Annotated in this window: 37 protein-coding genes and 1 pseudogene; 35 read left to right on the top strand and 3 right to left on the bottom strand. The window is 54.7% G+C overall.

Annotation, left to right across the window (positions count from 1 at the left end; translation table 11 throughout):
• The first annotated feature begins 11 nt into the window (after window positions 1-11).
• Both mnmG and rsmG read left to right on the top strand, forming a co-directional pair.
• The gene (mnmG, locus tag PPOP_RS03165; protein ID WP_006284601.1) at window positions 12-1919 is read left to right on the top strand and encodes a tRNA uridine-5-carboxymethylaminomethyl(34) synthesis enzyme MnmG; all 1908 of its coding nucleotides are present in this window, start codon (window positions 12-14) and stop codon (window positions 1917-1919) included.
• A gap of 53 nt (window positions 1920-1972) precedes the next feature.
• Window positions 1973-2695 carry a 16S rRNA (guanine(527)-N(7))-methyltransferase RsmG gene (rsmG, locus tag PPOP_RS03160; protein ID WP_006284599.1) on the top strand — a complete coding sequence of 241 codons (723 nt, stop codon included), beginning with the start codon at window positions 1973-1975 and terminating at the stop codon, window positions 2693-2695.
• 43 nt (window positions 2696-2738) lie between these two features.
• Here rsmG and PPOP_RS03155 read toward each other — a convergent pair whose 3' ends face one another.
• Complete coding sequence (locus PPOP_RS03155; RefSeq protein WP_006284597.1) at window positions 2739-3035, bottom strand: type II toxin-antitoxin system RelE/ParE family toxin; 297 nt, start codon at window positions 3033-3035, stop codon at window positions 2739-2741.
• 370 nt (window positions 3036-3405) lie between these two features.
• On the opposite strand from PPOP_RS03155, the pseudogene PPOP_RS25720 reads away from it, so the two are divergent.
• Window positions 3406-3558 (top strand): annotated as a pseudogene (locus tag PPOP_RS25720) (SMI1/KNR4 family protein); the annotation flags it as partial.
• Between the two features lie 305 nt (window positions 3559-3863).
• Window positions 3864-4106, top strand: coding sequence for a transposase (locus PPOP_RS03150; RefSeq protein ID WP_006284594.1), 243 nt, complete (start codon window positions 3864-3866; stop codon window positions 4104-4106).
• A 467-nt stretch (window positions 4107-4573) separates the two neighbouring features.
• Here the strand turns inward: PPOP_RS03150 and PPOP_RS03145 are convergent, their stop codons facing one another.
• Together PPOP_RS03145 and PPOP_RS03140 are read right to left on the bottom strand one after the other, a co-directional pair.
• Window positions 4574-4792 (bottom strand): hypothetical protein, encoded by a 219-nt coding sequence (locus tag PPOP_RS03145; protein ID WP_042227243.1) that lies wholly within the window; start codon window positions 4790-4792, stop codon window positions 4574-4576.
• A 168-nt stretch (window positions 4793-4960) separates the two neighbouring features.
• Window positions 4961-5386, bottom strand: a complete 426-nt coding sequence (locus tag PPOP_RS03140; RefSeq protein ID WP_006284590.1) for a helix-turn-helix domain-containing protein — start codon at window positions 5384-5386, stop codon at window positions 4961-4963.
• A gap of 290 nt (window positions 5387-5676) precedes the next feature.
• Between PPOP_RS03140 and PPOP_RS03135 the strand changes: the two genes are divergently transcribed.
• The 31 genes from PPOP_RS03135 to PPOP_RS02995 all read left to right on the top strand — a co-directional run bounded on the left by PPOP_RS03135 (window position 5677) and on the right by PPOP_RS02995 (window position 26913).
• Complete coding sequence (locus tag PPOP_RS03135; RefSeq protein WP_006284589.1) at window positions 5677-6048, top strand: hypothetical protein; 372 nt, start codon at window positions 5677-5679, stop codon at window positions 6046-6048.
• Complete coding sequence (locus PPOP_RS03130) at window positions 6032-6247, top strand: helix-turn-helix domain-containing protein (RefSeq protein WP_199898935.1); 216 nt, start codon at window positions 6032-6034, stop codon at window positions 6245-6247. The genes PPOP_RS03135 and PPOP_RS03130 overlap by 17 nt, the downstream gene beginning before the upstream one ends.
• A 169-nt stretch (window positions 6248-6416) precedes the next feature.
• The gene (locus PPOP_RS03125; protein ID WP_234399657.1) at window positions 6417-8483 is read left to right on the top strand and encodes a Mu transposase C-terminal domain-containing protein; all 2067 of its coding nucleotides are present in this window, start codon (window positions 6417-6419) and stop codon (window positions 8481-8483) included.
• A 14-nt stretch (window positions 8484-8497) separates the two neighbouring features.
• A complete protein-coding gene (locus PPOP_RS03120) occupies window positions 8498-9445 on the top strand; it encodes an AAA family ATPase (RefSeq protein WP_006284586.1) in 948 nt (315 codons plus the stop codon).
• 15 nt (window positions 9446-9460) lie between these two features.
• Window positions 9461-9904 carry a hypothetical protein gene (locus PPOP_RS03115; protein WP_006284585.1) on the top strand — a complete coding sequence of 148 codons (444 nt, stop codon included), beginning with the start codon at window positions 9461-9463 and terminating at the stop codon, window positions 9902-9904.
• A gap of 263 nt (window positions 9905-10167) precedes the next feature.
• Entirely contained in the window at window positions 10168-10458 is a 291-nt protein-coding gene (locus PPOP_RS03110; RefSeq protein ID WP_006284584.1) for an AbrB/MazE/SpoVT family DNA-binding domain-containing protein, read from the top strand.
• Window positions 10455-11096: a hypothetical protein gene (locus PPOP_RS03105; RefSeq protein WP_006284583.1), complete on the top strand. Its 642-nt coding sequence runs from the start codon at window positions 10455-10457 to the stop codon at window positions 11094-11096. The genes PPOP_RS03110 and PPOP_RS03105 overlap by 4 nt, the downstream gene beginning before the upstream one ends.
• Window positions 11093-11524, top strand: coding sequence for a regulatory protein GemA (locus PPOP_RS03100; protein WP_006284582.1), 432 nt, complete (start codon window positions 11093-11095; stop codon window positions 11522-11524). The genes PPOP_RS03105 and PPOP_RS03100 overlap by 4 nt, the downstream gene beginning before the upstream one ends.
• Entirely contained in the window at window positions 11517-11690 is a 174-nt protein-coding gene (locus PPOP_RS23265) for a hypothetical protein (RefSeq protein ID WP_199898934.1), read from the top strand. The genes PPOP_RS03100 and PPOP_RS23265 overlap by 8 nt, the downstream gene beginning before the upstream one ends.
• Window positions 11674-12054 (top strand): hypothetical protein, encoded by a 381-nt coding sequence (locus PPOP_RS23805; RefSeq protein ID WP_006284581.1) that lies wholly within the window; start codon window positions 11674-11676, stop codon window positions 12052-12054. The genes PPOP_RS23265 and PPOP_RS23805 overlap by 17 nt, the downstream gene beginning before the upstream one ends.
• Window positions 11954-12793, top strand: a complete 840-nt coding sequence (locus tag PPOP_RS03095) for a DnaA ATPase domain-containing protein (RefSeq protein WP_234399656.1) — start codon at window positions 11954-11956, stop codon at window positions 12791-12793. Before PPOP_RS23805 ends, PPOP_RS03095 begins: the two co-directional genes overlap by 101 nt.
• Complete coding sequence (locus PPOP_RS03090; RefSeq protein WP_042227235.1) at window positions 12790-13122, top strand: hypothetical protein; 333 nt, start codon at window positions 12790-12792, stop codon at window positions 13120-13122. Before PPOP_RS03095 ends, PPOP_RS03090 begins: the two co-directional genes overlap by 4 nt.
• A 2-nt stretch (window positions 13123-13124) precedes the next feature.
• On the top strand, window positions 13125-14078 hold the full coding sequence (locus PPOP_RS03085) for an SUMF1/EgtB/PvdO family nonheme iron enzyme (protein ID WP_006284579.1): 954 nt from the start codon (window positions 13125-13127) through the stop codon (window positions 14076-14078).
• A gap of 175 nt (window positions 14079-14253) precedes the next feature.
• Entirely contained in the window at window positions 14254-15000 is a 747-nt protein-coding gene (locus tag PPOP_RS03080; protein ID WP_006284578.1) for a peptidoglycan recognition protein family protein, read from the top strand.
• A gap of 27 nt (window positions 15001-15027) precedes the next feature.
• Window positions 15028-15366 (top strand): Mor transcription activator family protein, encoded by a 339-nt coding sequence (locus PPOP_RS03075; RefSeq protein WP_006284577.1) that lies wholly within the window; start codon window positions 15028-15030, stop codon window positions 15364-15366.
• 111 nt (window positions 15367-15477) lie between these two features.
• Window positions 15478-15648 carry a hypothetical protein gene (locus PPOP_RS22505; protein ID WP_159101805.1) on the top strand — a complete coding sequence of 57 codons (171 nt, stop codon included), beginning with the start codon at window positions 15478-15480 and terminating at the stop codon, window positions 15646-15648.
• Window positions 15649-15916: 268 nt separating this feature from the next.
• Window positions 15917-16654, top strand: coding sequence for a glycoside hydrolase family 73 protein (locus PPOP_RS03065; RefSeq protein ID WP_006284575.1), 738 nt, complete (start codon window positions 15917-15919; stop codon window positions 16652-16654).
• 34 nt (window positions 16655-16688) lie between these two features.
• Window positions 16689-17144, top strand: a complete 456-nt coding sequence (locus PPOP_RS03060; RefSeq protein ID WP_006284574.1) for a hypothetical protein — start codon at window positions 16689-16691, stop codon at window positions 17142-17144.
• A gap of 3 nt (window positions 17145-17147) precedes the next feature.
• The gene (locus tag PPOP_RS03055; RefSeq protein ID WP_006284573.1) at window positions 17148-17423 is read left to right on the top strand and encodes a hypothetical protein; all 276 of its coding nucleotides are present in this window, start codon (window positions 17148-17150) and stop codon (window positions 17421-17423) included.
• The gene (locus tag PPOP_RS03050; protein ID WP_006284572.1) at window positions 17410-17733 is read left to right on the top strand and encodes a hypothetical protein; all 324 of its coding nucleotides are present in this window, start codon (window positions 17410-17412) and stop codon (window positions 17731-17733) included. Before PPOP_RS03055 ends, PPOP_RS03050 begins: the two co-directional genes overlap by 14 nt.
• Window positions 17733-18302, top strand: a complete 570-nt coding sequence (locus tag PPOP_RS03045; protein ID WP_006284571.1) for a phage protein Gp27 family protein — start codon at window positions 17733-17735, stop codon at window positions 18300-18302. The genes PPOP_RS03050 and PPOP_RS03045 overlap by 1 nt, the downstream gene beginning before the upstream one ends.
• Complete coding sequence (gene loaP, locus PPOP_RS03040) at window positions 18299-18799, top strand: antiterminator LoaP (RefSeq protein WP_006284570.1); 501 nt, start codon at window positions 18299-18301, stop codon at window positions 18797-18799. The genes PPOP_RS03045 and loaP overlap by 4 nt, the downstream gene beginning before the upstream one ends.
• Before the next feature lie 109 nt (window positions 18800-18908).
• Window positions 18909-20639, top strand: coding sequence for a phage terminase large subunit (terL, locus tag PPOP_RS03035; protein ID WP_042227230.1), 1731 nt, complete (start codon window positions 18909-18911; stop codon window positions 20637-20639).
• Window positions 20630-22132, top strand: coding sequence for a hypothetical protein (locus PPOP_RS03030; protein ID WP_006284568.1), 1503 nt, complete (start codon window positions 20630-20632; stop codon window positions 22130-22132). The genes terL and PPOP_RS03030 overlap by 10 nt, the downstream gene beginning before the upstream one ends.
• The gene (locus tag PPOP_RS03025) at window positions 22129-22422 is read left to right on the top strand and encodes a hypothetical protein (RefSeq protein ID WP_006284567.1); all 294 of its coding nucleotides are present in this window, start codon (window positions 22129-22131) and stop codon (window positions 22420-22422) included. Before PPOP_RS03030 ends, PPOP_RS03025 begins: the two co-directional genes overlap by 4 nt.
• Window positions 22419-23426, top strand: coding sequence for a hypothetical protein (locus tag PPOP_RS03020; protein WP_006284566.1), 1008 nt, complete (start codon window positions 22419-22421; stop codon window positions 23424-23426). Before PPOP_RS03025 ends, PPOP_RS03020 begins: the two co-directional genes overlap by 4 nt.
• A 135-nt stretch (window positions 23427-23561) precedes the next feature.
• On the top strand, window positions 23562-24611 hold the full coding sequence (locus PPOP_RS03015; protein ID WP_006284565.1) for a hypothetical protein: 1050 nt from the start codon (window positions 23562-23564) through the stop codon (window positions 24609-24611).
• A gap of 14 nt (window positions 24612-24625) precedes the next feature.
• Window positions 24626-25051, top strand: coding sequence for a DUF2190 family protein (locus PPOP_RS03010; RefSeq protein ID WP_006284564.1), 426 nt, complete (start codon window positions 24626-24628; stop codon window positions 25049-25051).
• 6 nt (window positions 25052-25057) lie between these two features.
• Window positions 25058-26089, top strand: coding sequence for a phage major capsid protein (locus PPOP_RS03005; RefSeq protein WP_006284563.1), 1032 nt, complete (start codon window positions 25058-25060; stop codon window positions 26087-26089).
• 69 nt (window positions 26090-26158) lie between these two features.
• Window positions 26159-26524, top strand: a complete 366-nt coding sequence (locus PPOP_RS03000; RefSeq protein WP_006284562.1) for a hypothetical protein — start codon at window positions 26159-26161, stop codon at window positions 26522-26524.
• Entirely contained in the window at window positions 26524-26913 is a 390-nt protein-coding gene (locus tag PPOP_RS02995; protein WP_042227226.1) for a hypothetical protein, read from the top strand. Before PPOP_RS03000 ends, PPOP_RS02995 begins: the two co-directional genes overlap by 1 nt.

The following is a 26913-nucleotide window of genomic DNA, read 5'->3' as shown; positions in this document are numbered from 1 at the left end:
GGAGGGATACGGTGCCATTCGATGCGGGACATTATGATGTTATCGTCATCGGCGCTGGACACGCCGGCTGCGAGTCGGCGCTGGCGACGGCGCGGATGGGCTGCCATACGCTGCTGTTGACGATAAATCTGGATATGGTGGCCTTCATGCCGTGCAACCCGTCGATCGGGGGGCCGGCCAAAGGCCATGTCGTGCGCGAGATCGACGCCTTGGGCGGCGAGATGGGCCGCAATATCGACAAAACATTTATTCAAATGCGCATGCTGAATACAGGCAAAGGACCGGCGGTACATGCGCTGCGCGCGCAGGCGGATAAGGTGCTGTACCAGCAGGCGATGAAGGAAACGGTGGAATCGACGCCGAATCTGACCCTTCGTCAGGGCATGGTGGAGGAGCTGCTCGTGGAGGATGGCAAATGCGTCGGCGTCGAGACGCAATCCGGCGCCCGCTATGCGGCTCAGGCGGTCGTGCTGACGACCGGGACGTATTTGCGCGGCAAAATGATTATCGGCGAGCTGATGTACGAGAGCGGGCCGAACAATCAACAGCCATCGATCAAGCTGTCGGAGAGCCTGGGCAAGCTGGGCTTCGAGATGGTGCGGTTCAAGACTGGAACGCCGCCGCGCATTCATAAGCAGTTCATTGATTTCACGAAGACAGAGATTCAGCCGGGGGATGAGCATCCGAAGTTCTTCTCCTATGAGACCAAATCGTCGGATAATGAGCAGTTGCCGTGCTGGCTGACCTACACGTCGGAGGGGACGCACCGGATTATCAACGAAAACCTGCACCGGGCGCCGATGTTCTCCGGCGTCATCGAGGGGACCGGACCCCGCTATTGCCCATCCATCGAGGACAAAATCGTCCGCTTCGCCGACAAGCCGAAGCATCAGATTTTCCTGGAGCCGGAGGGGAAAAATACGTCCGAATATTATGTTCAAGGGTTGTCTACCAGCCTGCCGGAGGACGTTCAACTGCAAATCATCCGTTCGGTTCCGGGCTTGGAAAAAGCGGAAATGATGCGCACCGGCTATGCCATCGAATACGATGCGGTCGTGCCGACGCAGCTGTGGCCAACATTGGAGACGAAGCGGGTCGAGAACCTGTACACGGCCGGACAAATCAATGGAACGTCTGGGTATGAAGAAGCGGCGGCGCAGGGCATTATGTCCGGAATAAATGCGGCGCGCAAAATCCAAGGCAAGGCGCCGGTCATTCTGGATCGTTCCCAAGGCTATATTGGCGTCTTGATTGACGATCTCGTGACGAAGGGAACGATGGAGCCATACCGTCTGTTGACGTCGCGGGCCGAATACCGTCTGCTGCTCCGCCATGACAATGCGGATATTCGCCTTACGCCTCTCGGCTATGAGATCGGCTTGATTAGCGAAGAGCGCTATACGGCCTTCCAACGCAAGATGGAGCTCGTGGAGCAGGAGATGGAACGGCTGCGTGCGACGAAGGTGAAGCCGGATGAAGCGGTCCAAGCGCTGCTCGCCGAAGCGGGCTCGGCTCCGCTGGTGAACGGCTGCGATGCGATTACGCTGCTGCGTCGTCCTGAAGTGGCCTACGCTCAAGTGGAAAAGCTGTTCCCATCTCCGTATGAGCTGGATGACGAGATGAAGGAGCAGGTCGAGATTCAGATTAAGTATGCCGGCTATATCGAGAAGCAGCTCCAGCATGTGGAGCGGCTGCAGAAGATGGAGAAGAAGCGGATTCCGGCCGCTATCGACTATCAGGATGTGCAGGGCATCGCGTCCGAGGCGAAGCAGCGTCTGGAAAAGGTGCGGCCGATCTCGATCGGTCAGGCGTCCCGGATCTCCGGGGTGACGCCAGCGGATATTTCCATCCTGCTTGTCTATCTCGAGCATTACAACCGTGTGACGGCCGTGAAGCAGGAGGAAGTCCGCAACGGCTAGAGCCTGCTCGCCGCGCGCGGGATTTCATATATGGGACGGAGAGATTCAAGCTTATGGACGCCGTACGAGAACAGTTTGCCGGCTGGCTGGCCGGGCACGGATGGACGCTCACCGAACGGCAGCGGGAGCAGTTCGAGCAATATTTCCATATACTAATCGAATGGAACGAGAAGATGAACCTGACCGGGATTGCCGAGCGGGATAAAGTTTATGAGAAGCATTTCTATGATTCGCTGTTGCTGGCGGCCTATGTCAACCTGGAGGATGTCGCCACCATGGCCGATATCGGCTCGGGAGCAGGGTTCCCGGGCATTCCGCTCCACATTCTCTTTCCGCATGTCCAACTGACGATTGTGGACTCGCTGAACAAGCGGATTCAGTTCTTGAATCATCTGGTGCAAGAACTGGGCCTGACCGGGGTCGAATGCATTCATGGCCGGGCGGAGGAAGTGGCGCGCAAGCCGCAATACCGGGATCGGTTCGATCTGGTGACGGCTCGCGCCGTAGCCCGCCTCAATGTGCTGAACGAATTCTGTCTTCCGTTCGTGAAGGCGGGCGGCCTGTTCGCCGCGATGAAGGGGACGAATCCGGCCGAGGAGATTGCCGAGGCGGCGAAGAGCCTCCAGGTGCTGCAGGGCTCCTTCCTGGCGGATCATAAGCTCACCCTGCCGGTGGAACAGTCGGAGCGCCATATCATCATGATTGCCAAAAAAGGATCGACGCCAAAAGCGTACCCGCGCAAGCCGGGAATGCCGTTGAAGGCGCCGATACAATAAGAGGAAAGAGTCGGTGGTTGTGCCGGCTCTTTTTGTCGTATATTTACTTTTTAAGATAGCGCTTCAATTCATCATAAAAATGTTCTCTTGAACCGGCTAAAATAACGACGACCAGCTCACCTTCCTCATTTTCCTCGATTCGATACACAATTTCGTAGTTGGTGCCTTGATAAAAGAGATCATACCCATAGACCTCAGTTATATCACCTGTTTTTGGGTTTCCAATCAAAGGATCCCTCCGAATCGTGGTAATGGCATCAAGATAGGCTTTTTTTAACGGTTTCTCAACGAGCTTTTTGAAATATCTTTTGGCAGGACTTATATACGTAACGGGAAGCATTTAATCCTCCATGATATCGCCAAAAAGTTCTTCCGTTTCATCGTTGTCCGTTCTATATTTTCGAGCGGCTTCCCCGGATTCGGCAATTACATTTTTAATGGCAACATTGTTCGGCTTGCCTTTCGCGGAATGTTGTCAGTAGTTGCTCACCGGAAAGCCCTTCTTTGATCAAGTCTTCCAATAGGAGATCCGCCAAATAATCATTACCGATCTGTTCTCGCACAGGGTGGAGAAAAAGCTTACTGATGTGGATGTAGTAAAATAAGCCAGGATCTAGACGAATATATTAGTAGAAACCCAGAAAAAGGGGCTTATAAAAAGGGTATTGTGGTTAGGCTGATATTGTACCTTCAATCCACCTGCAACTGATGAAGATATCCATGATTTTGCAAGGAAAACCCAATTTGTACTACCGGAAGACTACCTTACCTTTTTGAAAGTATGTAATGGGTGCAGATTATTCGATGATATCGATTATGGAGGGGAATCCCTGCTTTATAGTTTAGTAATAATGATTATTTGATGGTAAAAGAAAAAACATTGGGTTTTGACGATTGCATTGAACTTGGAATGAATTTTGAGCTTTGGCTTGATAAATTTATTAAGATCCAGGGAGATAAATTTTGGTATTACTCTTAGTTTCGTAGTTTAATCTGTAGGGTGAAAATCCTGAAAAGGGTAAGCGTTTAAGGGGACGGGAAAACTTGAAAGAAGTGAGTATGCCGTTGAACAATATTTGCCAATGAAATATAAAGATTGAATCTTCTTAACCTTGACTGGCTTTATGTCTTTCGAGGTTTCTTTTTTGGAGGGGCTACCCAGTGCCGAATGAAACCATCATTCGACCAATGCTGCCTGTACGACAATATGAAAACGGTTGTGGATCGGCAGGACGAAAGCGGTGAGGCGATCTGGAATAAGTTATTCGCGCGGTTTACCCAGCATTACGGCTTTGTGCTGCGTCGCTGCATGCCGTACCGGGCACGGACCAAAGGGAAAGTGTACGTTATCAGAATAAATGACAAACACGGTACAACCAAAAAAGGTGTGGGAAATGGCGGGAAAGCCTGATTCTATGCGGGTTTAGGTGGGATGGACAAGGAAGGACCGTGACAAATATCTTGAGAATGAAGAACGTGGAAAGAAAATTGATAGATTTGTTCTAAAAACGCCCGAAACCCTTGACACAAAAGGCATTCTGGGCGTTTCGTGATTTCATCGAGAATTGACAGGACAAAGTTGTTGGGCCCAAAACGCCGCCGCGTTAGAACGTTGCGTTACAAAGTGTTAAAGATGGACGCATAGGTTACAATAAAACTAAAAATCCGCATTTTCAAAGGGTTTTAGGTGTTACGGCATCCTTGGAGTTTAGTAACGTTTCTTCTTGAATTCCGTGAAAAAGTTGCAGAATTGAATGGGACAAGTCGCTTGATCATTGCAGAATTGGTCCCATTGCAGTAATGGCGCGGGTTTTCGGCATTTCGGAGTGCCTGAAATCGACCTCGATCAATGGGACACAATTCTGCACAAAAAAACCGTCATTTTGCGGCTTGTTTACGCCCCTTCCAATGTTCAAACAAGAAACCTCCGATGAATGGGACAAGAAAAAACGCTACGACTATTAACGCTCCCCACCATGCCACTTGCCATAAACCAAACGCTAAAACAACGATAATACCATACGCAATCATATTCTTTATCTCATTACGGAAAACGATGACAATGACCAGCAGAATGAATAAGAGAATGAACAACATTGACCTATACCCCCTTACGCGGTAAACTAGTATACCATAATTTTACTATACATCCTCACTGTTTGCGATCAGAAAAAAAGCATTGCTTCCGTTGAACTCAAACAGCCAACTCCGAAACAAGGCACTGCAAAAAAAAAGATATAAAACTAAATCATTTTGGACGCAAAATTATGCCGTCTCACTTCTTGCGGCGGCTCCTTCGCCGTTCGCGCCATGCTGCGAGTTCGTCGAACGCTTCTGTCCTGGTTGACTATTTTTGTGCAAACGGGCATATTTCCGCTCGATGATCTCGACGGCCTCCGCCTGGTTGTCAAAGTCCAATGCCCGCAACTTCACGATCAGGTCGTACTCTTCGGGGCTGATGTCATAACGGTTTTCCTCGACATCACTCCTGCTCTCCCCTTTCAAAATCCAATCTGTGGACACTCCACAATAATTGGACATTTCGATCAGGAACTTTCCGCCCGGAACCCGTCTATCTTTTTCCCAATTACTTACATTTGCCGAATCTGTCCCTATCGCCTTTCCGAAGGCGTCCATAGACAGCCCTTTCTCGTCTCTCAAACGCTTGATACGTTGACCGATTGTACCCATTTATACCCTCCTCATTGATTTTAATCAATGCGACGCAAACGGAAACAAGAAAATCAATACAAAATATTGATTTTAATTAGCAAAAGTATTGACTTCATTGATTTTAATCAGTAAGATAGAAGTAGGATTTAGAACTACACCAACACCCCTGATTTTACCACACATTACGAACCCGCAACAGGCGCAACAAAATAGCCGCCGCCTTGCACAGTGGCAGGCCGTATGCTCTTTGAAAACTGAACAGCAATAACGATTCAAACTCAACTTCGTGCAAGTGGGAGGTGAACAAGGTGATCGTTAAAAAGGGTGGTCACAATCTTGTACAAGACGAACGAGTGATGTCCATGTACAAGGAAGGTTTTTCGCATGTATCAGCCATTGTTGACCGCTTAAATTTCTTCAGCAAGGAGTCTTTCAGTATTCTGTCAGATTCCTATCGGGAGACAAACGAGCAGCAGCTTGAACAGATACGCAAAGAACGCCTCCAGTTAGAGATTGAGATTAAATACTTCTTGGCCCGTGCCAACAGCAAGATGATGTATTTGGTCGAGCTGGAAGAGCATTTGCAGGAATTGCAACGCCAATTTGATGAGATTAGCAAAGAGGCACTGGAAGAGCCTGGCGAAGAGGAAAGGGGTAAACGCCTTGAGAAAGAAGCGTGAGCTGACGCCGATCGGCAAGATGGTTAAAAAACGCCTGATCGAAGTTGGAATAACACACCGGCAGTTAGCCCAGCAAATCGGAACAAGTGAGCAGTATTTGAATTCAATCTTGTTTGGCGCTCGTTCAGGCAGAAATTATCTGCCGAAAATAGCCAGGGTGTTGGAGTTGGACCTGGAAAAATTGAGGGTATCAGCATGAAAGCGAGCAGATGCAATAAAGGATGTGTAGGAGAAGGAGGACATCAAAAAAGGAGCGCACCTCCCGCAAGAGTACCCGCTCCTAGTCCTCTGAATAGCAAAAAGCTATTCCCCCTTATTATAACATGCGCAATGTTGATTGGAAAGGAGGGGGAAACCACTTGACAGACGTGTTTGTCTCAATAGAAGACGCTGCCGGTTACGAGGGAATCAGCTATGAAGCTATCAAGAAAAAGGTTCAACGAAACCCAGCTCTATTCAACGTGAGAAAAGAGCCGGTTTTAAGTGGTGGCAAGCCTCGGATTCTCATTTCTCTCTCTTCTCTCTCTAAAAAGGCGCGAAGAGCCTACAAGGAAGCGCAGTGCATCGAGGGAGGGGACGTTGTGATCGAAGTACGAACCAGCTCGGAAGATGTACCGTGGTACATCGGCACCGACCTGGATGGCTATATCAAAAAATTTGGAAAAAGGTACTATGAAGCGGTTGAGCTGGCGAAGAGCATTCAGGAATTTCTCGACTACGCTGATCGTGACCGGACGGAGTTTGCAGAAGAATTCGCCGCCCAGCTCGGCATAAGCCAGCGGACGCTATACCGCCATTCGCAAGCCTATCTCGAAGCAAGCGCCTGGGCGCTCAAGCTAGGTAAGCAGGACGGCAAAAGTTACGACTATCTGAAGGTGCTGGCGCTATGCCGCAAGCCGAAGGAAACCTATACGTTCCCGTCGCTCTCGGAAGCGATGAAAGTCTGGATCGAAAACCTTTGGTTTGATAAGCGGTTCGCAGAGAACCAGGGCACCATCGACATGCTATACACCAAGCTGGCGCAAGTGGCCTCGGCCAATAGCTGGTATTACCCGTCCTATCCGACGGTGGCGCGTTACATAGGCTACTTAATGGAAGTTAAGCGATACAAGAACGCGCACTACCTCGCTGAAAAGGGCGAACGGATGTACCGAAACAAGAAGATGCGCAAGGCGCTGCAAGACATGCAGTCGGTGCCGGTCATGGGGCTGGTGCAGGGCGACGGACACACCTTCGACGTGTGGGTCGAATACACCCATCCGAACGGAAAGAAAACCGCGATCAAGCCGATCTTGGTTGCTTGGATCGACACGCGAAGCCGCTGCATTGTCGGGGACATCATTTGTCACACGCCAAGCGCACAAGTGATCAAGCAGTCCATGATCAATATGGTTTACAACGAAGTCGGAGGCGTTCCGCAATGGATCAAGATTGACAACGGTAAAGACTTCACCGCCGAGACGCTGACGGGCCGCAAGCGGACCGAGCGGATCAGCTTGGACAGCGAAGCAATTGGCTTCTATCGCTCCATCGGCATCCATGACGATTTCCGATCCCTGCCTTATCAACCTTGGGGCAAGGCGGCGATTGAACGGTTCTTCCTAACGCTGGTCAACCGGTTCGAGAAGTGGCTGCTTAGTTACACCGGCACCCTGACCGCATCGCGCACATCCAGCAAGATCAAGAAGGACATTCCGGGCATGCTGGAGCGCGGCGAGCTGATTACGATGGACGAGCTTTGCACCCTGTGGCGCAAATGGCGCGACGAGGAATATCACACCCGGAAGCATAGCGGGCTGAAAAGCCAGGGCGAGCCGTGGCATACGCCGCTGGAAGTATTCAAGAATGCGGAGCGCTACTTCACGGCGGTTCCGCCAAGATCGGTCGCCGCCACCTGGCTGATGCAGGCCGAAGAGAAGGTGCGCGTCTATCAGGTCGGCATTCGCCGGTTCGGCTACGAGTACCGTGCGCCGGAACTGGATGCCTACATCGACGACTATGTCAACATCAAGTGGGACGCGAACGACGTTACCCGGCTGTTTGTGTACGACCGAATCACCGGCGACAAGATTTGTGAAGCCGAAAGCCAAGAACTGCTCCAAATCGCGCCGCGCGCTCCGCAAAAAGCGCTGGAGGAACACAAGCGGGCGCAAAATCAGCAGCTCAAGGCGGACAAGCAACGCCTGAAGGAGCTGACCACGCCACTGGAAGAACGGATCGGGCAGCATATCGCCGCCCAGGACAACATCGCAGGCATGTTCATCCAAGGGCAGCAGCCCGCAAAAGGCAAGGCGTCCAAAGTGGTGGCGCTGCCGCAGGATAAGCAATACAAGGAAGAAGTTCGCAGCAAAAAGGCCCGCCCTGCTGCTGTGGAAAACGATTATTACCAAAAGCGCGCCGAGCAGGCTTTGGCGAAGCTGAAGGAACTCGGCTAACGGAGGGATTATAGATGGCTATGGAAGCAACGAAGCTGTATACGATCAAAACGGACATCGTCGCCCGCATGAACGACTACAAGAACCGGACGAACGATACCATCACGGAACTGGCAAAGATCATGGGCGTATCCAGACCGACCCTGTCCCGCTTCCTGTCGGGCAAGTACGATGCCGAAACCACCAAGCTGGAACCGGCGGTCGTGAAGTTTTTGAATGAACACGATCAGGCAGCGGCCACGGTAGCCATGCCGCGGGCAGCGCCGAAATTTTTTGACGGGCGCGACGCCCGCGACATCCTGGGCCTTTGCTCCGAATGCCAGGATCACGGCCAGCTCGGCATTGTCACCGGACGCACCGGCTACGGCAAGAGCTACACGCTCAAGCATTACGCAAAAATGCCGCGCGTGGCGTATATCGAATGCGATGATTCGATGGGCTGCAAGGATTTGGTCGATGCCATCGAAACAGCGCTCGGCATCCCGGCAACCCCCGGCAGCATCTACCGCAAGAAACAGGGCATCATTCAATTTTTCGAGGTAAACAAAGGGTATCTGCTGATCGTGGACGAGGCGGACAAGCTGATCAACAAGTACACGCAAAAGAAAATGGAAATCCTCCGCTCCATCTATGGCGACGCCCGCGTCGGGCTGGTTATCGCCGGGGAACCGAAGCTGGAATCCTTGATCAAGGGCTATCTGGAGCGCTTCGCCAATCGCGTGGACGCCCGGACAGCATTAGTCGGCCTGACCGAAAAGGAAGTCCGCGACTACCTGGAGGGCTTCCCGTTCGAGCCGGACGCCCTGGAAGAAATGATCGCGCGCGGAACGAACAGCAAAACGGGCTGCTTCCGCTTGTTGGCCCGGACGCTCGACAACGTGCTGCGTGTCCATCGCTCGGACGGAGACGAAACCATCACGCTGGACACGATCCTGAAGGCCAGCAGCATGATGATGCTGTAAAAGGAGGCTTAAACCATGACCAAAATTAAAATGGAGCTGGTAACATCAGAGGTTGAACTGGCGCGCGCAGCCTTGCGCTTGCGCGCCCTGGACGCTTCCCAGCCGTCAGTAGCGGCTTACGAGCGGATGGCCAACGGGCTGGACCCTATCGGGCTGTATGAATTCAGGCCCCTAGAGGCGGCTTGCATATCGGTTTCGCTGCTGGAGTTCTCCGAGCTGTCCAGCCAGATCGGCCTGACCGAGCTGGCGCGCCGTTCGATGGTGCTATCGGACGACTTTCTGTGGGAGTGCTTCTTGGCCGAACCGCTGGAGGAAGCGGAGAAACTGCTTGACCAGGCGTTCAAGCGGCGAAGAGAAGGTGTTCAAGGTGCTGCCCGAACAGCCGGATTTGTTTCCCGATTTGCCGCAATCGTCGGAATCACCCGAACCGCAGCCGGAAACCAAATGCGCCCACTGTGATCATATCGTGGCCGTGTGCTTCCAGCCGGGAAATCGCCTCCTCTGATTGCTCCAGATACATGCTTCTTTGCTCGGACAAGGTTCGGGACATGGAATATTTAGACGAGTAGGCGCTGACTTTCGAGGCTGCGCTCTAGCTGAAAAAGGCGCTCAGAAAATACTCGGCTAACCTTGATGCTTCGCTCTCACTCTTCAACCGGATTCGCCTTCTTCATTAGTTTTTGTCAACACCATTCTATCATCAAGCAAGGAGGAAAAAACGAATGAAAGAATTCAACAAGAAAGTCAGCAAAAGTGGCTCCGTCACCCTTCCGGCGGCGCTTCGCCGGGAGTACGGCCTGGCGGGTGGCGAGCGGTTCAAGATCATCGTCAATAGCGAAGACGGCATGATCCTGCTGCAACGCACGGAAGGAAGCTGCCTCTTCTGCCAGTCTGGAAAGGAACTGATTGTCTATTACGGTCGCTTTGTCTGCGCGACGTGCACGGAAAACATGGATGCCCAAGCCTCCGAGGCTCGAATGGCCGGGGCACTGCAAGGAGGCGCTGCGGAATGACGAACGAACGCCTGGCTGGACTGGCCGAGCTGGTGGACGAAGGCATCCAGCTTGAAAGGAAGATCAAGGAAGCCGGAAAGCTGCTCGACGCGATCAAAGCCGAATTGCAGGCGGCAGCGGTCGAAGTCATGGACAACAAAAACCTGAAATGGCTGCAAATTTTCGGTAGCAACGGGCATTTCAACATCGCCCAAAAGGAAAAGTTCGAGATCGACGATTACACCGCCCTGGTCGATGTCATGGGCGAAAAGGCCAAAGCGAAGATCGTTCGCAAGGAAGAAATCAAATACGCAGTAGAAGCGCGGTTCAAGGAAGCGCTGATCGCCTTGTTCAAAGGCGACTTTGCCACCGACGGCCAAATGTTGGACAGTGTGCTGCAAGGGCTAGGACTGGACGCTGCGGCGGTCAAGTTGGTGAAAAAGAAGCTCAAGGGCGATTACATCAAGGACAAAAGGGTCCTGGAAAGCGTGGGCGTCACCGGCGAATGCGAGGAAGAGCTGGACGCGATCCGTCATATCAAAAACGCAGAGCTGATCGACCGCTTTTTCTCTGACCTGACGCCCGAGCAGCTCCTGCGGGTGCGCAAGTCCGTATATGTCGAGGATCAAGTCGGCGTCGGCCTGGAGTACGAGAAATGAGCCGGTCGGGATCGGAGAAGCGGACTCCCGAACAAAACCGCAAAATTTGGGCGCTGGCCGGAGAATTGGGCTTTGACGAAACACTGCTGCGCGACCTGGTCGAGCGCCTGACCGGCCAGCGTAGAACATCCTCCCTGACGGTCCAACAAGCAAACCGTCTGATCGAAGAAATGAACCGGCTGGGTGGCAAGCAGCCGACGACGCAAGCGCGCCGCCCTGGCATGACAACGCCCGAGCAGCTCCACAAAATCCGAACGCTGGAGCGTGAATTGGGCTGGTCGGACAACCCGAAGCGCCTTCAGGCGTTCACGAAGAAATATTGCGCTGGCATCGCCCGGCTGGAGTGGCTCCAGTTCGGCCAAGCCAGGGCGCTGATTGAATCCCTGAAAGGCGTTCTGCGCTCGGAGCAGAACCGGAATCATGGCTGAATCCGAATCCAAGGTCATAGACTACCGGGTTTTATATGAACGCCTGAAGGATGTCCCTGCGACCAGGTGGACGCGGGAAATGGAGCTGTTCTCCCGGCTCTATCTGTGGCGGCAAAACGATCCAAGAGATTTGAAAGGAGGCAAATCCGATGACGGATGCACTTGAACGGTATACACCGGCCCAGCATCAAGTGATCGAAGCGTACTGGGAGACGATCCGGTTCACTCGCAGTACAGGTAAGGTTTCGGACGGCGTGAAGCAGCGCGAATATGAGTATTGGACGAAGTTTGAACCGGAAATCGTTATCGAAGCATTGGGAATCCATATCGAGGGTTATCCGACCCACCGGGAGGATTATACCAGGGGCATCATGCGAAACAGGAAGCGCATGAAAGGGGGGGCTACCCATGCAAAGCCTGAAAGAAGTCATGCCGTCGCCGCCCAAACGGGTAAAAGCGGACAGGGACAGGGCCAAAAACGAGACGCCAACGCCGAAGAAGCCTTCCGCCGACGCCTTGTCGGTCTATGATTGCCCGAAGTGCCAGGACGAAGGGGTCATCTTCGACCCCGCCCGAAACATTGGGTATCGGTGCGAATGCACGGAGCGCAAGAAGCTGAAACGGCTTATGAAGTCCACGAATATGAGCGAGGATGCGTTGTACAAGACGTTCGACAATTTCATCCTGGATGGCGCGGACAAGCGCGTCGTCGATGCCTACGAGCTGGCGCGCGAATATTCGGACGGCCTGGTCGCCCGGATCAAGCGCAGCCAAGGACTGAAGGGCGTTCCGTGGTTCGGCCTGCTCGGCACTTCCGGCAGCGGGAAAACGCACCTGGTTACGGCCACAGTCGCCCCACTGATCGAACTGGGCGTTCACCCCCTGTTTTTCAACTGGGTGCAAAGCTTTACCGAGTGGTTCGCCTACTACAGTAGCGCGGACGAGGCATACATGGTGGAGGGAATCCGACAGAAGATTTACAACTGCGATTTGCTGGTCGTAGACGACATTTGCAAGGAAAGTCAAAAAGACACTTGGATCAAGGAATTTTACGGCATTGTCGATTACCGATACCGCAAGCAGCTACCTATCGTGTACACCAGCGAATACTTTCATCAACTGATTGGCTTTCTTTCCAAGGCGACGGCGGGCAGGCTGTTCGAGAAAACCAAAAGCACAAAGGGAAGGGATTTCCTGGGAAAGATGCTGCTGGACGACGGCGAGGACCCACTGGCGCTGGATTATCGCTTCAAGGAGCTGCATCTATGAGGCGGCACAATGTCATAACCGATTCGGCAGGAGCAACTCATGTTACCGCCGAGCGCCGCTATCTGCTGTACGAACTGTGCAACCGGCTGCGCCTGGATCGCCGGGCGCTCCGCTGGAGCATGAACCTTCGCTGCCATGTCCTGATCGTCTACCGATCCAGTGACAAAGAGGCGAAACCATGCTCGCAAAGAAGCGATTCGCCGAACTGCTCGCCGTTCGGGCGTTGCCACCCGGGAGCCGACCAAGGCGAACAAACGATTCAGAAGCTCGGCGCATTGACATTCGATTCGCCCCAAATTCTCAAAATAAATGACAAACGGAGGAACTGAAAATGACCATTAAATGGAATAATGACATGATTTTTGATAACGCAGGCAAGCCCAGCATGATGGTTCGCATCCCGAAATTCAACTTGTCGGACGTGATCAACGGCGCGCCGGACACCCCACACCCGGCCTTTATCGTCGGCGGTAAGGAAGTGCCGGAAATTTGGGTGTGCAAGTATCAGAACATCATCGTAGGAGGCAAAGCCTACAGCCTCCCCTTCCAGCAGCCTGCCGTCAACGTGGACTATGACCAGGCGCGGGAGGCATGCGAGAGCAAGGGGCCGGGCTGGCACCTGATCAGCAACGCCGAATGGGCCGCTATCGCCCTGTGGGCCAAGAAGAACGGAACGCTGCCGCGCGGCAACAACAACTGGGGCGGCGACCATTCGCACGATGACGAGTGCGGCGAAGCGTTCGACGGGCGCAAGGTGCTAACCGGCAGCGGACCGGCCTCCTGGTCGCATGACGGAACGCCTGAAGGCGTCTATGACCTGAACGGCAATGTATGGGAGTGGGTGTCCGGACTGCGCCTGGCTGAAGGTACAATCCAGGTGATCCCCGGCAACGATGTCGCCTTGCAGCCGGATCAGTCGCCCACTAGCGAGGAATGGACGGCCATCGCGTCGGACGGCTACAGCGTGAAATATGCCGAAGTGGACGACGAGATTCAACTGACTGTCGGAATTGCCGGAGGATATGGCGGCTGCTTTTTCTCCGAGCTGACGACTGACGCCGAAGTTCCGTTCTTGGTGCAAGCCCTCGCGCTCTTCCCTACTAACGACGATCCGCTGACGGACGGGTTCTGGATGGATGCCGAGGAAAGCGAACGACTCCCGATTCGCGGCGGCACTTGGAACGCTGGCTCCTATGCCGGGGTTTTCGCGCTCGGCCTGGACAACGCGCGGTCGAACTCGTTTTCGTACATTGGCTTCCGCTCCGCTTTTGTGCCGGGAATCTGAAATCTGAATGCTGGCATCTGCTGGGGCGCGTGACAGCGCGCCCTCGAAAGGAGCGAAACTCGATATGCAAGAAACGAAAGCGAAAGGAAAGTCACGACGCGGGTGATCACTGCCCAGGGCTGGAAGGATATCGAGAGCAAGTTGAAAAGCCTATATTCGCAGGAGGTATTGACACATGAACTATCGTCTTGATCACATCCCCAAAACAACATCATGCAATCGTCGGTCTGGGCTTGACATGACGCCGACGACCATCACCATTCATAATACAGGAAATTCCGGAAGCAGTGCCAAGAACGAACGGGGGTGGCTGACGAATCCGGAAAATAATCGGACAGCATCCTACCACATTGTGGTGGACGAGCACGAAGCTATTGAATGTATACCCCTCAACGAAAATGCATGGCATGCGGGTGATGGCAGCAACGCTGCAAGCGGCAATCGGACATCTATCGCAATTGAAATATGCGAATCCGGGAAATATCAGCAAACATTGCACAACGCCGCCCATCTCGTCGCCAAGATGCTCCTGGAAAGGGGTTGGGGAGTTGAACGACTTCGGCGCCATTTCGATTGGAGCGGAAAAATTTGCCCACGCCTTATGTACGATGGAGGCAAATGGACAGGATGGTGCTCATTCATTGGGATGGTCAAGTCGTATACGAGTAAGAATGAAGAACAGACGACAAGAGAAGTTTTGGGTGCGGTTGACAAGCTGAAGAAAACGGTAGAGGAACAAAATAAACGTCTGAAGGAATTGGAAGGACAACAAGAAATTGATCCTCCAACATGGGCAAAGGAAGCAGCGGACTATTACGAGAAGGAGATGTCAAACAAGAAAGGCAGCTATGATTTTTGGCGGCTGCTAACCATCCAATACCGGAAAAAGGTCATTCAGCATAATGAGCATGGTCATTCTTGATTATCTGCTTGAGGAGGCGATCACCGGATGTTGGACTGGATCGAAGAGCTTACGCCAGATATGCTCCCAGAACCATACCGAAAGTATGCGAAATTGATCGGAACTGTTAACTTAATCAAGCTTGCTCAGCAGAGCGGCGGGGATCATGTATACATCCCTACCTTAGACTTCTTTCTCCGCCCGGCGCGGGATAGACGCATCATAGAGGAGTACGACGGATATAATCATCGGCAGCTTGCTCGCAAGTATAATCTGAGTGAGCGGCGTATTAGGGAGATATGTGAGGGTGTCCATCCCATAGCTCGACGAATAGCTCGACGGGATGAAAATCAGCTCCAGCTTTTCGACGATGATGTACTGAAATGAGGGTCGAAAAGTCGGGGAACCCCTTCCAGAACTAACAAAAAAACTGCGCTATTCTACCAGTAGAGGCTTAGGCCCTACTGGTTTTTTTATTGCCAAAAAGGAGGCTCTTACATGATGCAAGACGCAATTAATGAGATGTTATTGAATGTGGCGCTGGCGGGATTGACTTTAGTGTCTACATACGTCGGGCGAGCGCCAAGCTTGCGGCGGAAGCATCTAAGATTGATGCGGAGTCAAAACGCGCGCAGGCGCAGGCGGCTCTCGACCCCCTGGATGACGTAGCGACGAAAACTGTCCAGTCTTTTGAACAGACCATTGCGTGGGAACTGCGCCAGTCCGTCAAGGAAGGATGGACATCCAAAGATGAACTGACACAGCTTGCCCAGCAAGCGTACACGGAGATTGTCCGCCAGCTTAAGCATCAAGCGCCTGGTCGGCCTGATCCGGGACACGCTAATTTCCGCAAATTCGGAATTCTTCGAGGGCGTCCCGACGGATCGGCAAATCCTGATCATGTACGGCTTTACATTCACCAAGGAGGGATCGGAAAGTGGAAAAATTAACGCGAGCTGAATTCATCCGCAAACTGGCCCCTTACGCCATCGCGGATATGTACATCACCAAGGTTCCTGCATCGATAACCATCGCACAAGGGATACTCGAATCTGCCGACGGCAACAGCGGCCTGACCGTCAAGGCGAATAACCTATTCGGGATTAAGGGCAGCGGCACAGCGGGATTCGTGTACATGGCTACAAAGGAGTATTCTGGCGGAAAGTGGATTACGATTGATGCAAAATTCCGCAAATATAACAACTGGGGCGAATCGGTCGCCGACCACTCGGCGCTCATCCAGAACGGCGTGAGCTGGAACCGGAAGCTTTATCACAAAGTCCTGGGCGCGGATGGGCAGACGGCAGCGCACGAAGTGGCCGCAGCCGGTTACGCCACCGACCCGGCCTATGCCGACAAGTTGATCCGTCTCATGGACGACTGGAATCTATATCAATATGACATCAAGGAGGAAGTTCAACCCATGACAGCAGCTGAAAAGAAAGCATTCGAGGAATTGCAGGAAACCGTCAAGAAGCAAGTTGATCATATCGAGAAGCAGGCCGAGCGCATCGAGAAGCTGGAGAACCAGCGGGACATTCCGGCCCCGGAATGGGCGCAGGAGGCGGCGGAATACTACTACCCGCACATGAACCCTAAAACCGGCAGCTACGACTTTTGGCGCACCCTTACGATCCAGTATCGCAAGGAAAAAGGGAATCATCGTTTAGGTTGACATTTTTTCAAATTTTTCACAAAGGGATGATCGCATGCAAGAAATGGCGCAAGACATCCTATCCAGCCTGGTGATGGCAGCGTTGACGCTGTTGTCGTCCTACACCCTGTACTACATCCGCAAGGCGACGGCCAAGGTTTCCGCCGAAGCGGCGAAAATCTCCAATGACGATCAGCGAGCGCTTGCCCAGGCGGCAATCACTCGGCTGGATGACGTGGCGACGAAGACGGTCAAGACCATCGAACAGACAACGGCCAAGGAGCTGCGACGCGCCGTGAAGAACGGACAGGCGGCCCAGGAAGAGCTTGCCGCCCTCGCCAAGCAAGCCTATGACGAAATCGTGCGCACGATGGAGCCGGACTATCTCGACGCGCTCAAGTCCACGCTTGGCGACCTGGACAAGTATATCAAGACCACAATCGAAGCGAAGGTACTGGAGCTGAAGCAGAACGCAGCCATTGCCGAGGCGCTGGAGCTGCGGGAGGGTTAACGGATGGACTTGAATTGGGCGCTGCAAACGATCACCATGCTGGGGATTGGTGCCATCGGATATTTTCTCAAAACGTCCATGTCCGAGATTAAGGGGCAAATCAAAGAAAACGCCCAACGGGTTTCCGCTCTCGAAAAGGAGCTGGACGACCTTCGGTCCGATCTTCCTTTCATCTATACGACGAGGGAAGACTTTATCAGGACGATGAACAACGTTGACAAGAAGCTGGACAAAATTCAAGACAGTTTGATCGGAGGTGTCCGTCATGGTAATGGATGAACAAGCCCATCGGGGTGCGCAGCATAACAAAGCAGTGCGCGGATATATCATGCGGAGCCTGGCGAAAGGGCACAACAATTCGTTGTTGTGCCGACAGCTTGTAAACGTGATGGTGAACGATGGCGTCATCATCAGCCCGGACATATCGAAGCACCTGGATTACCTGGTCGGAAAAGGGTACGCCGAATTCACGAATGAACGGGTGAATTCCTATAACGCCTACGCCAATGATGCCGTGATCCGTTTGACGGTGGAAGGTATTGACCTCCTGGAAGGTTCCGTTCCCGACGATCCGGGAGTGGCGATCTAATGGGAGATCAGCACAAGAAGCGGCGTGTGCGCTCCAAGGTGGACGAATTGCCGGTCCACCTCAAGGACCAGGCGGACGCCATGCTGCTGGACACCAAGTACACCTATAACGAGATTGCTGAATTCCTGTATGACCAGGGCTTCGAGGTTTCGAAAAGCTCCGTCGGGCGCTATGCGCTCCGTGTAGGCCGGGCAACGCAGCGGCTCCAGGAGGCGCAGGAACAGACCAAGGCGCTGATCCAGTTGATCAAGCAAAACCCAGACGCGGATTACACCGAGGGCGGCTTGCAGATCATGGCCGGTGAGCTGACGAAGAAGTTCGCTGCCGCGCAAGAGGAATGGGACGAAATGCCGCTGGACAAAGCGGCCCGCGTCATGGTGTCCCTGTCCCGGACGCAGATTTACAAGGACAAGATCAAGGCCGACCTGGCCGAGAAAACGAAGGTTGCGCTGGATGAATTCAAGAAAGAGGTTTACGCGGAGTTGGAGGGCATCGAGCCGGAGCTGTGCGAACGGCTGAGCCAAGTCGCCAATCGCGTGGCCGAACGACTGGAGGCGGACGAGGAATGAACTGGTACGTCCTCCACGTCCTGACCGGCGAAGAGCTGAACGTGCAGAAGAAGCTTGCCCGCACCGCGCCGCACATTCGAACACTGATCCCTCGGCGGACGCTGAAGGAACGGCACCAGGGAAAGATCAAGGAAGTGTCTCGCCTTTTGTTTCCGGGGTACGTGTTCGCCTACACATTGCTGGACAATGAAAGCTATTACAAAATGATCGGCCCGGACAGTGTGATCGAAGTCCTGGGCAGACCGGACCCCGCCCCTGTGCCGGTCAAGGAAATGGCCCACGTCCTCAAATGGTGTGAGGACAGCGAGCTGATCGGGGTGTCCAAGGTCAACGACGGCGACCGAATCACGGTCATCGACGGACCACTAAAAAGCATGGAAGGTCAGATCGTTCGCGTGGATCGGCGAAAAAGCCGGGCGCGGGTGCGGATGACGTTGTTCGGGGAACCGAAGGAAATTGATTTTAGCATCGAAATGATTGAACAGGCACCGGAATGAAGCGGCACCTTGTTACGGCAGGGCCGGGGATCACCGGGAACACATGTGATAGCCAACCAGCGCCGAGCAAGGCGACCGGGTGGCGAAGCATGCCCGCCGGAGGTGACGCATGAGTATTCTAAAAGATTTTGCCAAGAAAACTGATAACGCCGCCCTCCAGGAGACGAAAGCCGCTCGGCAGCTCATGGAGGTGTATTTGTATCGGGACGAATCGCCCGAGCGCCTGGAGCTGCGCAAGCAGTTTCGGGACGGCAAGCCGCTGACCGGGAAGCAAGGTTTGCGGCGGAAGCTCGGAGCGCTCGACCTGGAGTATTTCGGCAAAGCGTATTTCGGTCACTACTTTAACCGGGAAACGCCAGAGTTTCACCGCGAGCTGGACGAACTTTGGACCAAGGGTGTCCTGAAGGGCGTCGTTCCGATGGATGCCGAAGCGGCCAAGAAGATCAACCAGCAGCCGGGCAGCAAGCAAGCCATTGCCGCGCCACGTGGTCACGCCAAGTCAACGAACGTCACGTTCAAGGATGCCGCCCACGCGACGCTCTACGAGTACAAGCGGTATGTGTTGATGCTCTCCGACAGCTCCGATCAGGCAGAGGGCTTCCTGGAACTGATCCGGGATGAATTCGAAGAGAACGCCGCGATCCGCGAGGACTTCGGCGAGCTGAAGGGCAAGGTTTGGCGGAACGATGTCATCCTGACCAGCACCGGGATCAAGATCGAGGCCATCGGCAGCGGCAAGAAGGTTCGGGGCCGGAAACATAAAAATTGGCGTCCCGACCTGATCCTGCTCGATGACATCGAGAACGACGAGAACGTCCTGACGCCGCAGCAGCGCAAGAAGCTGTCAAGCTGGTTCTTCAAGGCGGTGTCCAAGTCCGGCGACACATACACGGACATTTTCTATATCGGGACGATCCTCCACTATGACAGCTTGCTGGCGAACATCCTGCGCAATCCGGGCTATCAGACGCGCAAATATAAAGCGGTCCTCTCCTTCAGCTCGCGCAAAGACCTGTGGGACGAGTGGGAGTTGATCCTGACCGACCTGGACAACGAGAGCCGGGAGCAAGACGCCCTCGCCTTCTTCCAGGATCGGCGCGAGGATATGCTGGCCGGAACTCGGGTGCTGTGGGAAGCCAAGCTCTCCTATTACGATTTAATGGTCATGAAAGTGGTCGAGGGCGAAGCAAGCTTTAACAGTGAAGAACAGAACGAACCGATCAACCCGGAGGATTGCCTGTTCAATGAAGAATGGCTCGATTTCTACAACCCGCTGGCCCTGGACTACACCGTCGGATTCGAGTTTTTCGGCTTCGTCGATCCATCACTTGGCAAGACGAAAAAAAGCGACTTCTCAACCATCCTGACGATTGCCAAGCATATGCGCACCGGTTACTTGTACGTGCTGGACGCCGACATTGAGCGGCGACACCCCGACGCGATCATAACCGATGTCATGGAGAAAGAGCGCTGGCTGCGCATGAGCTATGGCCGGGGCTATACGAAACTGGGCTGCGAGACGAACCAATTCCAATGGTTCCTCAAGGAAAAAATCGCTGAGAAATCGGCAGAGCTGGGGCTGTATCTCCCTATCGTGGAAGTGAATCAGCACACCGATAAAACGATGCGCATTCAGACGCTCCAGCCGGATGTGAAGAATAAATATATCAAATTTGATTCACGTCACAAGCGGCTGCTAGAGCAGCTTAAACAATTTCCAATGGGCGCACATGACGACGGACCAGACGCCCTTGAGGCTTGTCGGACGATTGCGAAAAGCACGGGCGTTCTGGACAACAAGCTGCTTGGCGTGTTTAGGAGGTTGAGAATATGGGGTTAGGCACATGGTGGCGGCGAGCTACTGGCGAAATCTCCAAGCTGCGCCGCCGGGTTGGCGCAATGGTCGGCCTGGGCTTCTCCAGCTACAAGCTGGACAGCCGCCGGGTTGATTATGCCCTGACCCGCAGCCTATACGACAACGACGCAGAGTCGTACAAACTAGGCGCTGGCTTCTGCCGCCCGATCATTAATGTAAAAGCCGGTTTTATGAGCGTCCCTTCCTTCCGCTCGGAGGATGACGCGGCGAAGGAAGTCGTCAATGCCTTCTTTGCCGGTCAAACCTCCAAGATGAATCGGACGCATAAGAAGGCGCTGCTGGAAGGTGATTGCTTCGTCTGGATCAGGCGGGAAACGACGGACGCCGCGCTGTACCCCGAAACAGGATCGCGCCTGGTGTATACGATCATCCCGAACGAGGAAGTTGATTCCATTAATCGCAATCCGATGACGGGCCGGGTCGAAGAATATGTCCTGGTATCGAACATGGAATGGACGGACGAAACCGGAAGCCGCCGGAATACGAAGGTCACGCAATGGATCAGCGCCGAGCGGCGCAAGATTCGCCTGGAGGGCGATCCGATCCCTGGGTTCCCGGCAGAGCATGAAGAACCGAACTTGCTGGGCTTCATTCCGATTGAGCATTTCGCCAACGAAATGGACGAAACACGCCTGTTCGGGCAAAGCGAGCTGGAAGCCATCGAGCCGTTCTTGAAGGCTTATCACGATGTCATGCTGCATGCGCTGCAAGGCAGCAAGATGCACTCCACCCCGCGCCTGAAATTCAACCTCAAGGACGTGGCTGCATTCCTGCGCAATAACTTCGGGATCGAGGACCCGGCCAAGTACGCCCAGGAGGGGCGCACCATTACCCTGGACGGCAAGGAATTTCTGATCATGACCGACGGCGAGGACGCGAGCTTCATTGAGGTAAAAAGCTCCACCGGTGACGCGGCCAGCCTGCTGAAGCTGATTTTCTATTGCATTGTGGCCGTGTCGGAGACGCCGGAGTTTGTGTTGGGTGTACACACGCCCAGTAGCTTGTCCAGCGTCCAGGAGCAAATGCCGGTATTCGTCCGCAACATCAGCCGCAAGCGAGCCGACTTCGCAAGCAACTGGCAGCATCTTGCCCGCATGGTGCTGGCGATGGTTAAAGCGGACACCGGACAGGAATTCGAAACGTTCGAAACCTCGCTGGAATGGGAAGAGATCGACCCACGCGACGAGAAGGAGCTGGCCGACACAATCAACGCCCTGACGCAAGGGCTGAACACGGCCATTCAAGGCCGGTTCTTGAGCGCCGATTCTGCCGCCGAATTCCTGCGGACCTACATCCCGACCATGCGGGAGTATGATTCCGACGATCCAGACGCCGACACCGAGCGGCAGCGGATCCTTATGAACCAGGTGGAGCGCGAGCGCCTAGCTGACGGCGCGCTGGGCCTTGGGGAGATCGACGCGATCAAAAAAGAGCTGAAGAAAGGCGGTGCCGCATGAAATACCATCTGATGCAGCCGGTCATGATTGTGTCCGACACGTTGGGTTACGCCCTGCCCGTCGGTTCGCTTGCCTATGTGACCATGATCGAACCGCGCGGCTTTTTCGGGACGCCCTACTTCATCCGGGTGCCATCTGAGCAAAAGGAATACTGGTCGCCGGAATGCGACCTGGAGCCTGCCGCTGACTGGATCGCCAAGAAAAGCGACGCCCTGATGGACTTCGCCCTGGCGACCGGCAACAAGGCGCTGTTTGAGGCGCAGGCCCGACAAGGGGCGAAACGGGAATGAAGCCCGACGAGATCAATCAGATCAAACGGATCACCGGCGAATATGCACCCGAGGCGCTCAAGGCCCGGCAAGCCTGGCTAGAGCTGCGGCTGCGGCAAGACCCGGAAGTTCGCAAGCTGTTCACCCGGCTGGCTGACGAGATCGCCGACACGCTCCGGCCCGGAGGTTCCGGCCCGGCGGAGGAATGGCTGCTTGATGCCATTGAAGGCCAGCTCCGATTCCTGGTTAACGAGCTGCGGGACAATCTGACCGAGACGCTGCACGGCCATATCACGGCGGCGGTGGAAATCGGCAGCCGGTATAACCGAGCCGTAACCATTGATTTGATAACGCAAAAGGTTTCCATTCCCCGCGTCACCAAAAGCGGGATTGAAAGAATGTTTGTCAGGGTCAATGAAGAAGCGGTCCGCGCTCATATCGAACGAACCAGCTACGGCCTGAAGCTGTCGGATCGCATCTGGAACACATCCAACGGCGCTGGGGAGGTGATTCGCAACATCATCCAGGACGGTATCGCCAGCGGACGTGATGCCATCGAAACGGCCCGGGCTCTGGAAGGGTACGTTCGCAGCGATGCGAATGTCATGTCCAAGTATTACGAGGGCATGCAGGAGCGCATGAAAGGCCGGGTGCCAGACGATTTGAGTTACCAGGCGCTGCGGACAGCTCGGACCGAAACGACCGCCGCCCTGGGGCAAGGCAACATCGCCTCGGCTCGGGCGTCGCCGAGCTGCACCGGCATTAAATTTTGCTTGTCGGCAGCGCACCGGGTGAGGGATGTCTGCGACGAGCTGGCGCGGCATGATGTCGGACTGGGTCCGGGCGTGTACCCGCTGGATGATCCCCCGCCCTACCCGGCCCATCCGAACACGCTGTCCTATCTCGTTGAGGTGCATCAGCCGGTGGATGATTTCGTACGGCAGCTCCGGTCCTGGATCGACAATCCGGCCAGTCAGCCGGACCTAAATAACTGGTACGCCACCGAATACCTGGGGACGGCCTAGAGTGCCGTCTGTAGGCGTTGGAAGATTTGCCCGCTCGAATCTATGCTGGGCGGCTTACACCCCCGTTATAACGCGTTATAACGGTGTTTCCGGGCCTGTTGGACGGGTCCACCCTGATAAGGAGGTGGAAAAGAGATGGCAAAGGCGAAAAACAAGCTCATTTTGCTCCCGGCGTCCCTTACCGGCGAAATGCAGCCGCAAGACATTCCGCTGGCCCCCGGCGTTGACCTTGACGCGATCAAATCCGGCGACGAGGACCCGTTGGAAGTTGTCGTCGAAGTTCCTGCGGGCAAATCGACCCGAGGCTGGAACTACAAGCCCGAAAGCTTGCAGGCGATTGTCGAACACGTCAACCGGGACACCCTTTCCGGTTTTCTCGGACACCAAAAGGCCGAAGAGGTCGCCAACACGTTCGAAGCGCCCGTCACCCACTGGGTCGGGGCGCGCATGGAAGGGACAAAGGCTTACTTCCGGGGCGTGGTGGATGCAGCGGCAAAGGACCTCAAACGATGGATTCGCGCCGGAAGAATCAAACAGGTTAGCATTTTTGGAATGCCCAAGCTTCAAACGGTCTCCGGGGAAACCCAGGTGATCGACTACAAACCGCTGTCCATCGACTGGACGCCGCTCGACCGCTCCGGCATGCCGACGCGGATCGTGGCTCTGGGAGAAATGGATGACATCGAAGGAGGAAACGACGCCATGGACTGGAAAGAACTGCTCGCGCAGATCAAGGCCAAGCTGGCCGCTGGCGAGGCGACCTTGCAAGAAATCATCGCCGCATTGGACGCGGACACCGCCGCCAAGCTGGAGCTGCTCGCCAAGGTGAAGCAAGTGCTTGGCGTGACCGAGGACGGACAACTGCTGGCAAGCGTGGAGCAAGCCGGAAAGGCGCTCAAGGAAAGCCAGCAAGCCGCGCTCGGTCAAGAAGTGAAAGACGAGGTCCGGGAAAAAGTGTCCGGTGAAATGGCGCAAACCCTGATTGCGAAGATGATTACACCGAAGCAAGGCCAAACGAAAGAAACGATTGTCGGCGAGATCGACGGCCTGCTGGCTGATGAATCCATCAAGGCTATGATCAGCCAAATGAAAGTCGGGACGCCGTCATTTATCGGCGGATCCGCCAAGGATAACCGCCAGCAGCCTGGCAGCGCGTCCGTGCAAACGGATAGCGTGCCGATCTAAGGAGGGAAAACGCGATGGATACGAGATACCAAGGCAATCCGGTGCCAGTGACCGTCCATGGGCTGGCGCGCGCAAAGGTCGGCGACGGCAAGTCCATTACGGTGACGGTGCCGCAGAATACGACCGTCAATGCCGGAGAATGGGCTTTGCTGGACGGCTTCTTCGGCCTGGCGATGCAAAGCGCCGTCACCGGCGCAGGCGAAACGAAAGACATTGTGCTGACGATTGAGCAAGCCGAGTACGAAACGGATCAGATCAGCACCAGTCAGGCGTTCGCTAAGGGAACGGCGATCTACTGGAACGCTACGACCAAGAAATTCACGGAAACCGCCGAAGGGAACCGCCCTGTCGGACGTGTTTCCAGCGGTAAAGATGCCAACAACGTCATTTGGTTCCTGCTCGGCCCGCAAGCCAAGTCGCAGCCGGAACAAGGGGGTTAATGAACTATGTTTAAGGTCATATCGTTTGAAGGTGAAAAGGCGAAACGTCGGCAGGGAACCATCGAAAGCCGGGTGCCTTTCGTTCTGGACGGCCAACGCTTCGAGTCGATCAAGAAGATCGTCAACGGGGAAATGTCGATCCCTCGCTGGACCAAGCCGCTGGGCGAAATGCTGTCGCTGGGCAGCACCGAAAGCTTCAAGGAGCTACTGGGCAAAGTGACGCTTGATGTGGAACTGGGGCGCGAGAAGGTACCTTTGCTGTACAAGGAAATCTATGAACTGATTTCAGATACGAACTTGCCGGAGTTGCTGGACGCAAAATGGGCGATGTCCGGCGCGGTTATCTTCGCCGAACACCTGGAAGGCCAGGAAGTCAAGTTCGGGAGCTTGCGCGCGGAACAAGGTCCGACCGCTCGGATCGTGACGTATAGCGCAGCCTTCGAATACACCAAGCAAATGGTTGATTTCAACCGGACGTTTGAAATTGACATTCTGAACCGGGGAATGGGCGAAGGCTACAACGCCCTGCTGAATCATATCCACCTTTCCCCTATCGTCTCGTACACGTACAAACCGGCGAACAAAACGGCGTACCAGGGAAAAGAAGGCGAAGAGCGCTGGGTGTCCATCTGGCGAACGCTTGACGCGGCCCGCAGCGCAGCAGGAACCGCGAAGCGCCAAGGCAGCATCCTACTTGCCAATAGCGCGGATCAGACAGCGATTGAAACGGCGCTGAAGGGCTTCACCTACAACGGGACAACCTACGCCGCGATCAGCGGCATCACGACAGTCATTTACTATGATGGCTATTCCGTCACCGTCGGCAAGAAGGAACATACCTATGCGGGCGTTGCGCCTGGCAAGGCGTACCTGATTCGCGGCAAGCGCGGATTCAAGGAGCTGCTGAAACGGGATTTGCAGATCGAAACGACGCAAGGTGATTTGTCCCGCCTGGTGCAAGCGCAGATGATCGGTTACGCCTATCGCGGCGCGTTCGCCGCCGTCGAGGAAAACGTTCAGGAGATCGCGCTGCAATAACGTTATTATCAAAATAATTGACAAAGGAGCCGGGTTCGCTCGGCTCTCTTTGGCGTGGGAGGGTTGCACATGACGTCGACGGCAGACATACGCGAAGAGCTGCGGGAGCTGCTCGACGAGGAAATCCCCGAGGGAGGAACCGATCAGGACACCGCCTTCACCGACGCCCGGCTGGACCGGCTGATCCAGTCGGCGTCAAACTTGTACGCCGCAGCCGCCGAGGGATGGCGGCGCAAGGCGGCACGGATTCAAAAGCGGCTGGGTGATATCGCATCCTATCAGACGGGTGCGGAGCAATACGAACGGGTTGATCTATCCAAGGCGCTGGCCGCAGCGCTCAAAATGGCCGAGACATTCGACAGCATGGTGCAAGCTCCCCCGTCCAACGCGGCAGGCTCGTTCCTGCTGAATGTGAAGCGACCAGGGGTGCTATGATGATCGACGCAGCAGTAAGAAAGGCACATATCGGATGGAATATCCGCCAGAACCCGACGGACATCACCATTCGCGTGACGCAGCGCGTGAAGGCGAGCGGTGGATTTGAGGAAGTCAAGTCGCAGATCGGGCCACTGACAGTCCGGGTATTTGTCGGATCGCGCCCGCTGAAGGCGGAAACCGTCTCCGAACGGGCAGGCCGGAAGGAAGTCAGCGAGAGCTATTCCCTGCTGGCCGACTATATGGTCAACCTCCCCAGCAGCGGGCCGGATGTCACCCAGGAATTCGATTCCTACCCGCACGGGAAATTTCGGATCACATCCGTTCACCCGCAGATCGTGCAAAACGAAGTGTGCGGGTACGTTGCCGAGCTGGAGAGGGTGAAGTGA

It is taken from the genome of Paenibacillus popilliae ATCC 14706 (assembly GCF_000315235.1).
Taxonomy (GTDB): domain Bacteria; phylum Bacillota; class Bacilli; order Paenibacillales; family Paenibacillaceae; genus Paenibacillus_B; species Paenibacillus_B popilliae.
The sequence above is the reverse complement of the archived record's forward strand: the minus strand, read 5'-3'. Positions and strand labels throughout refer to the sequence as shown.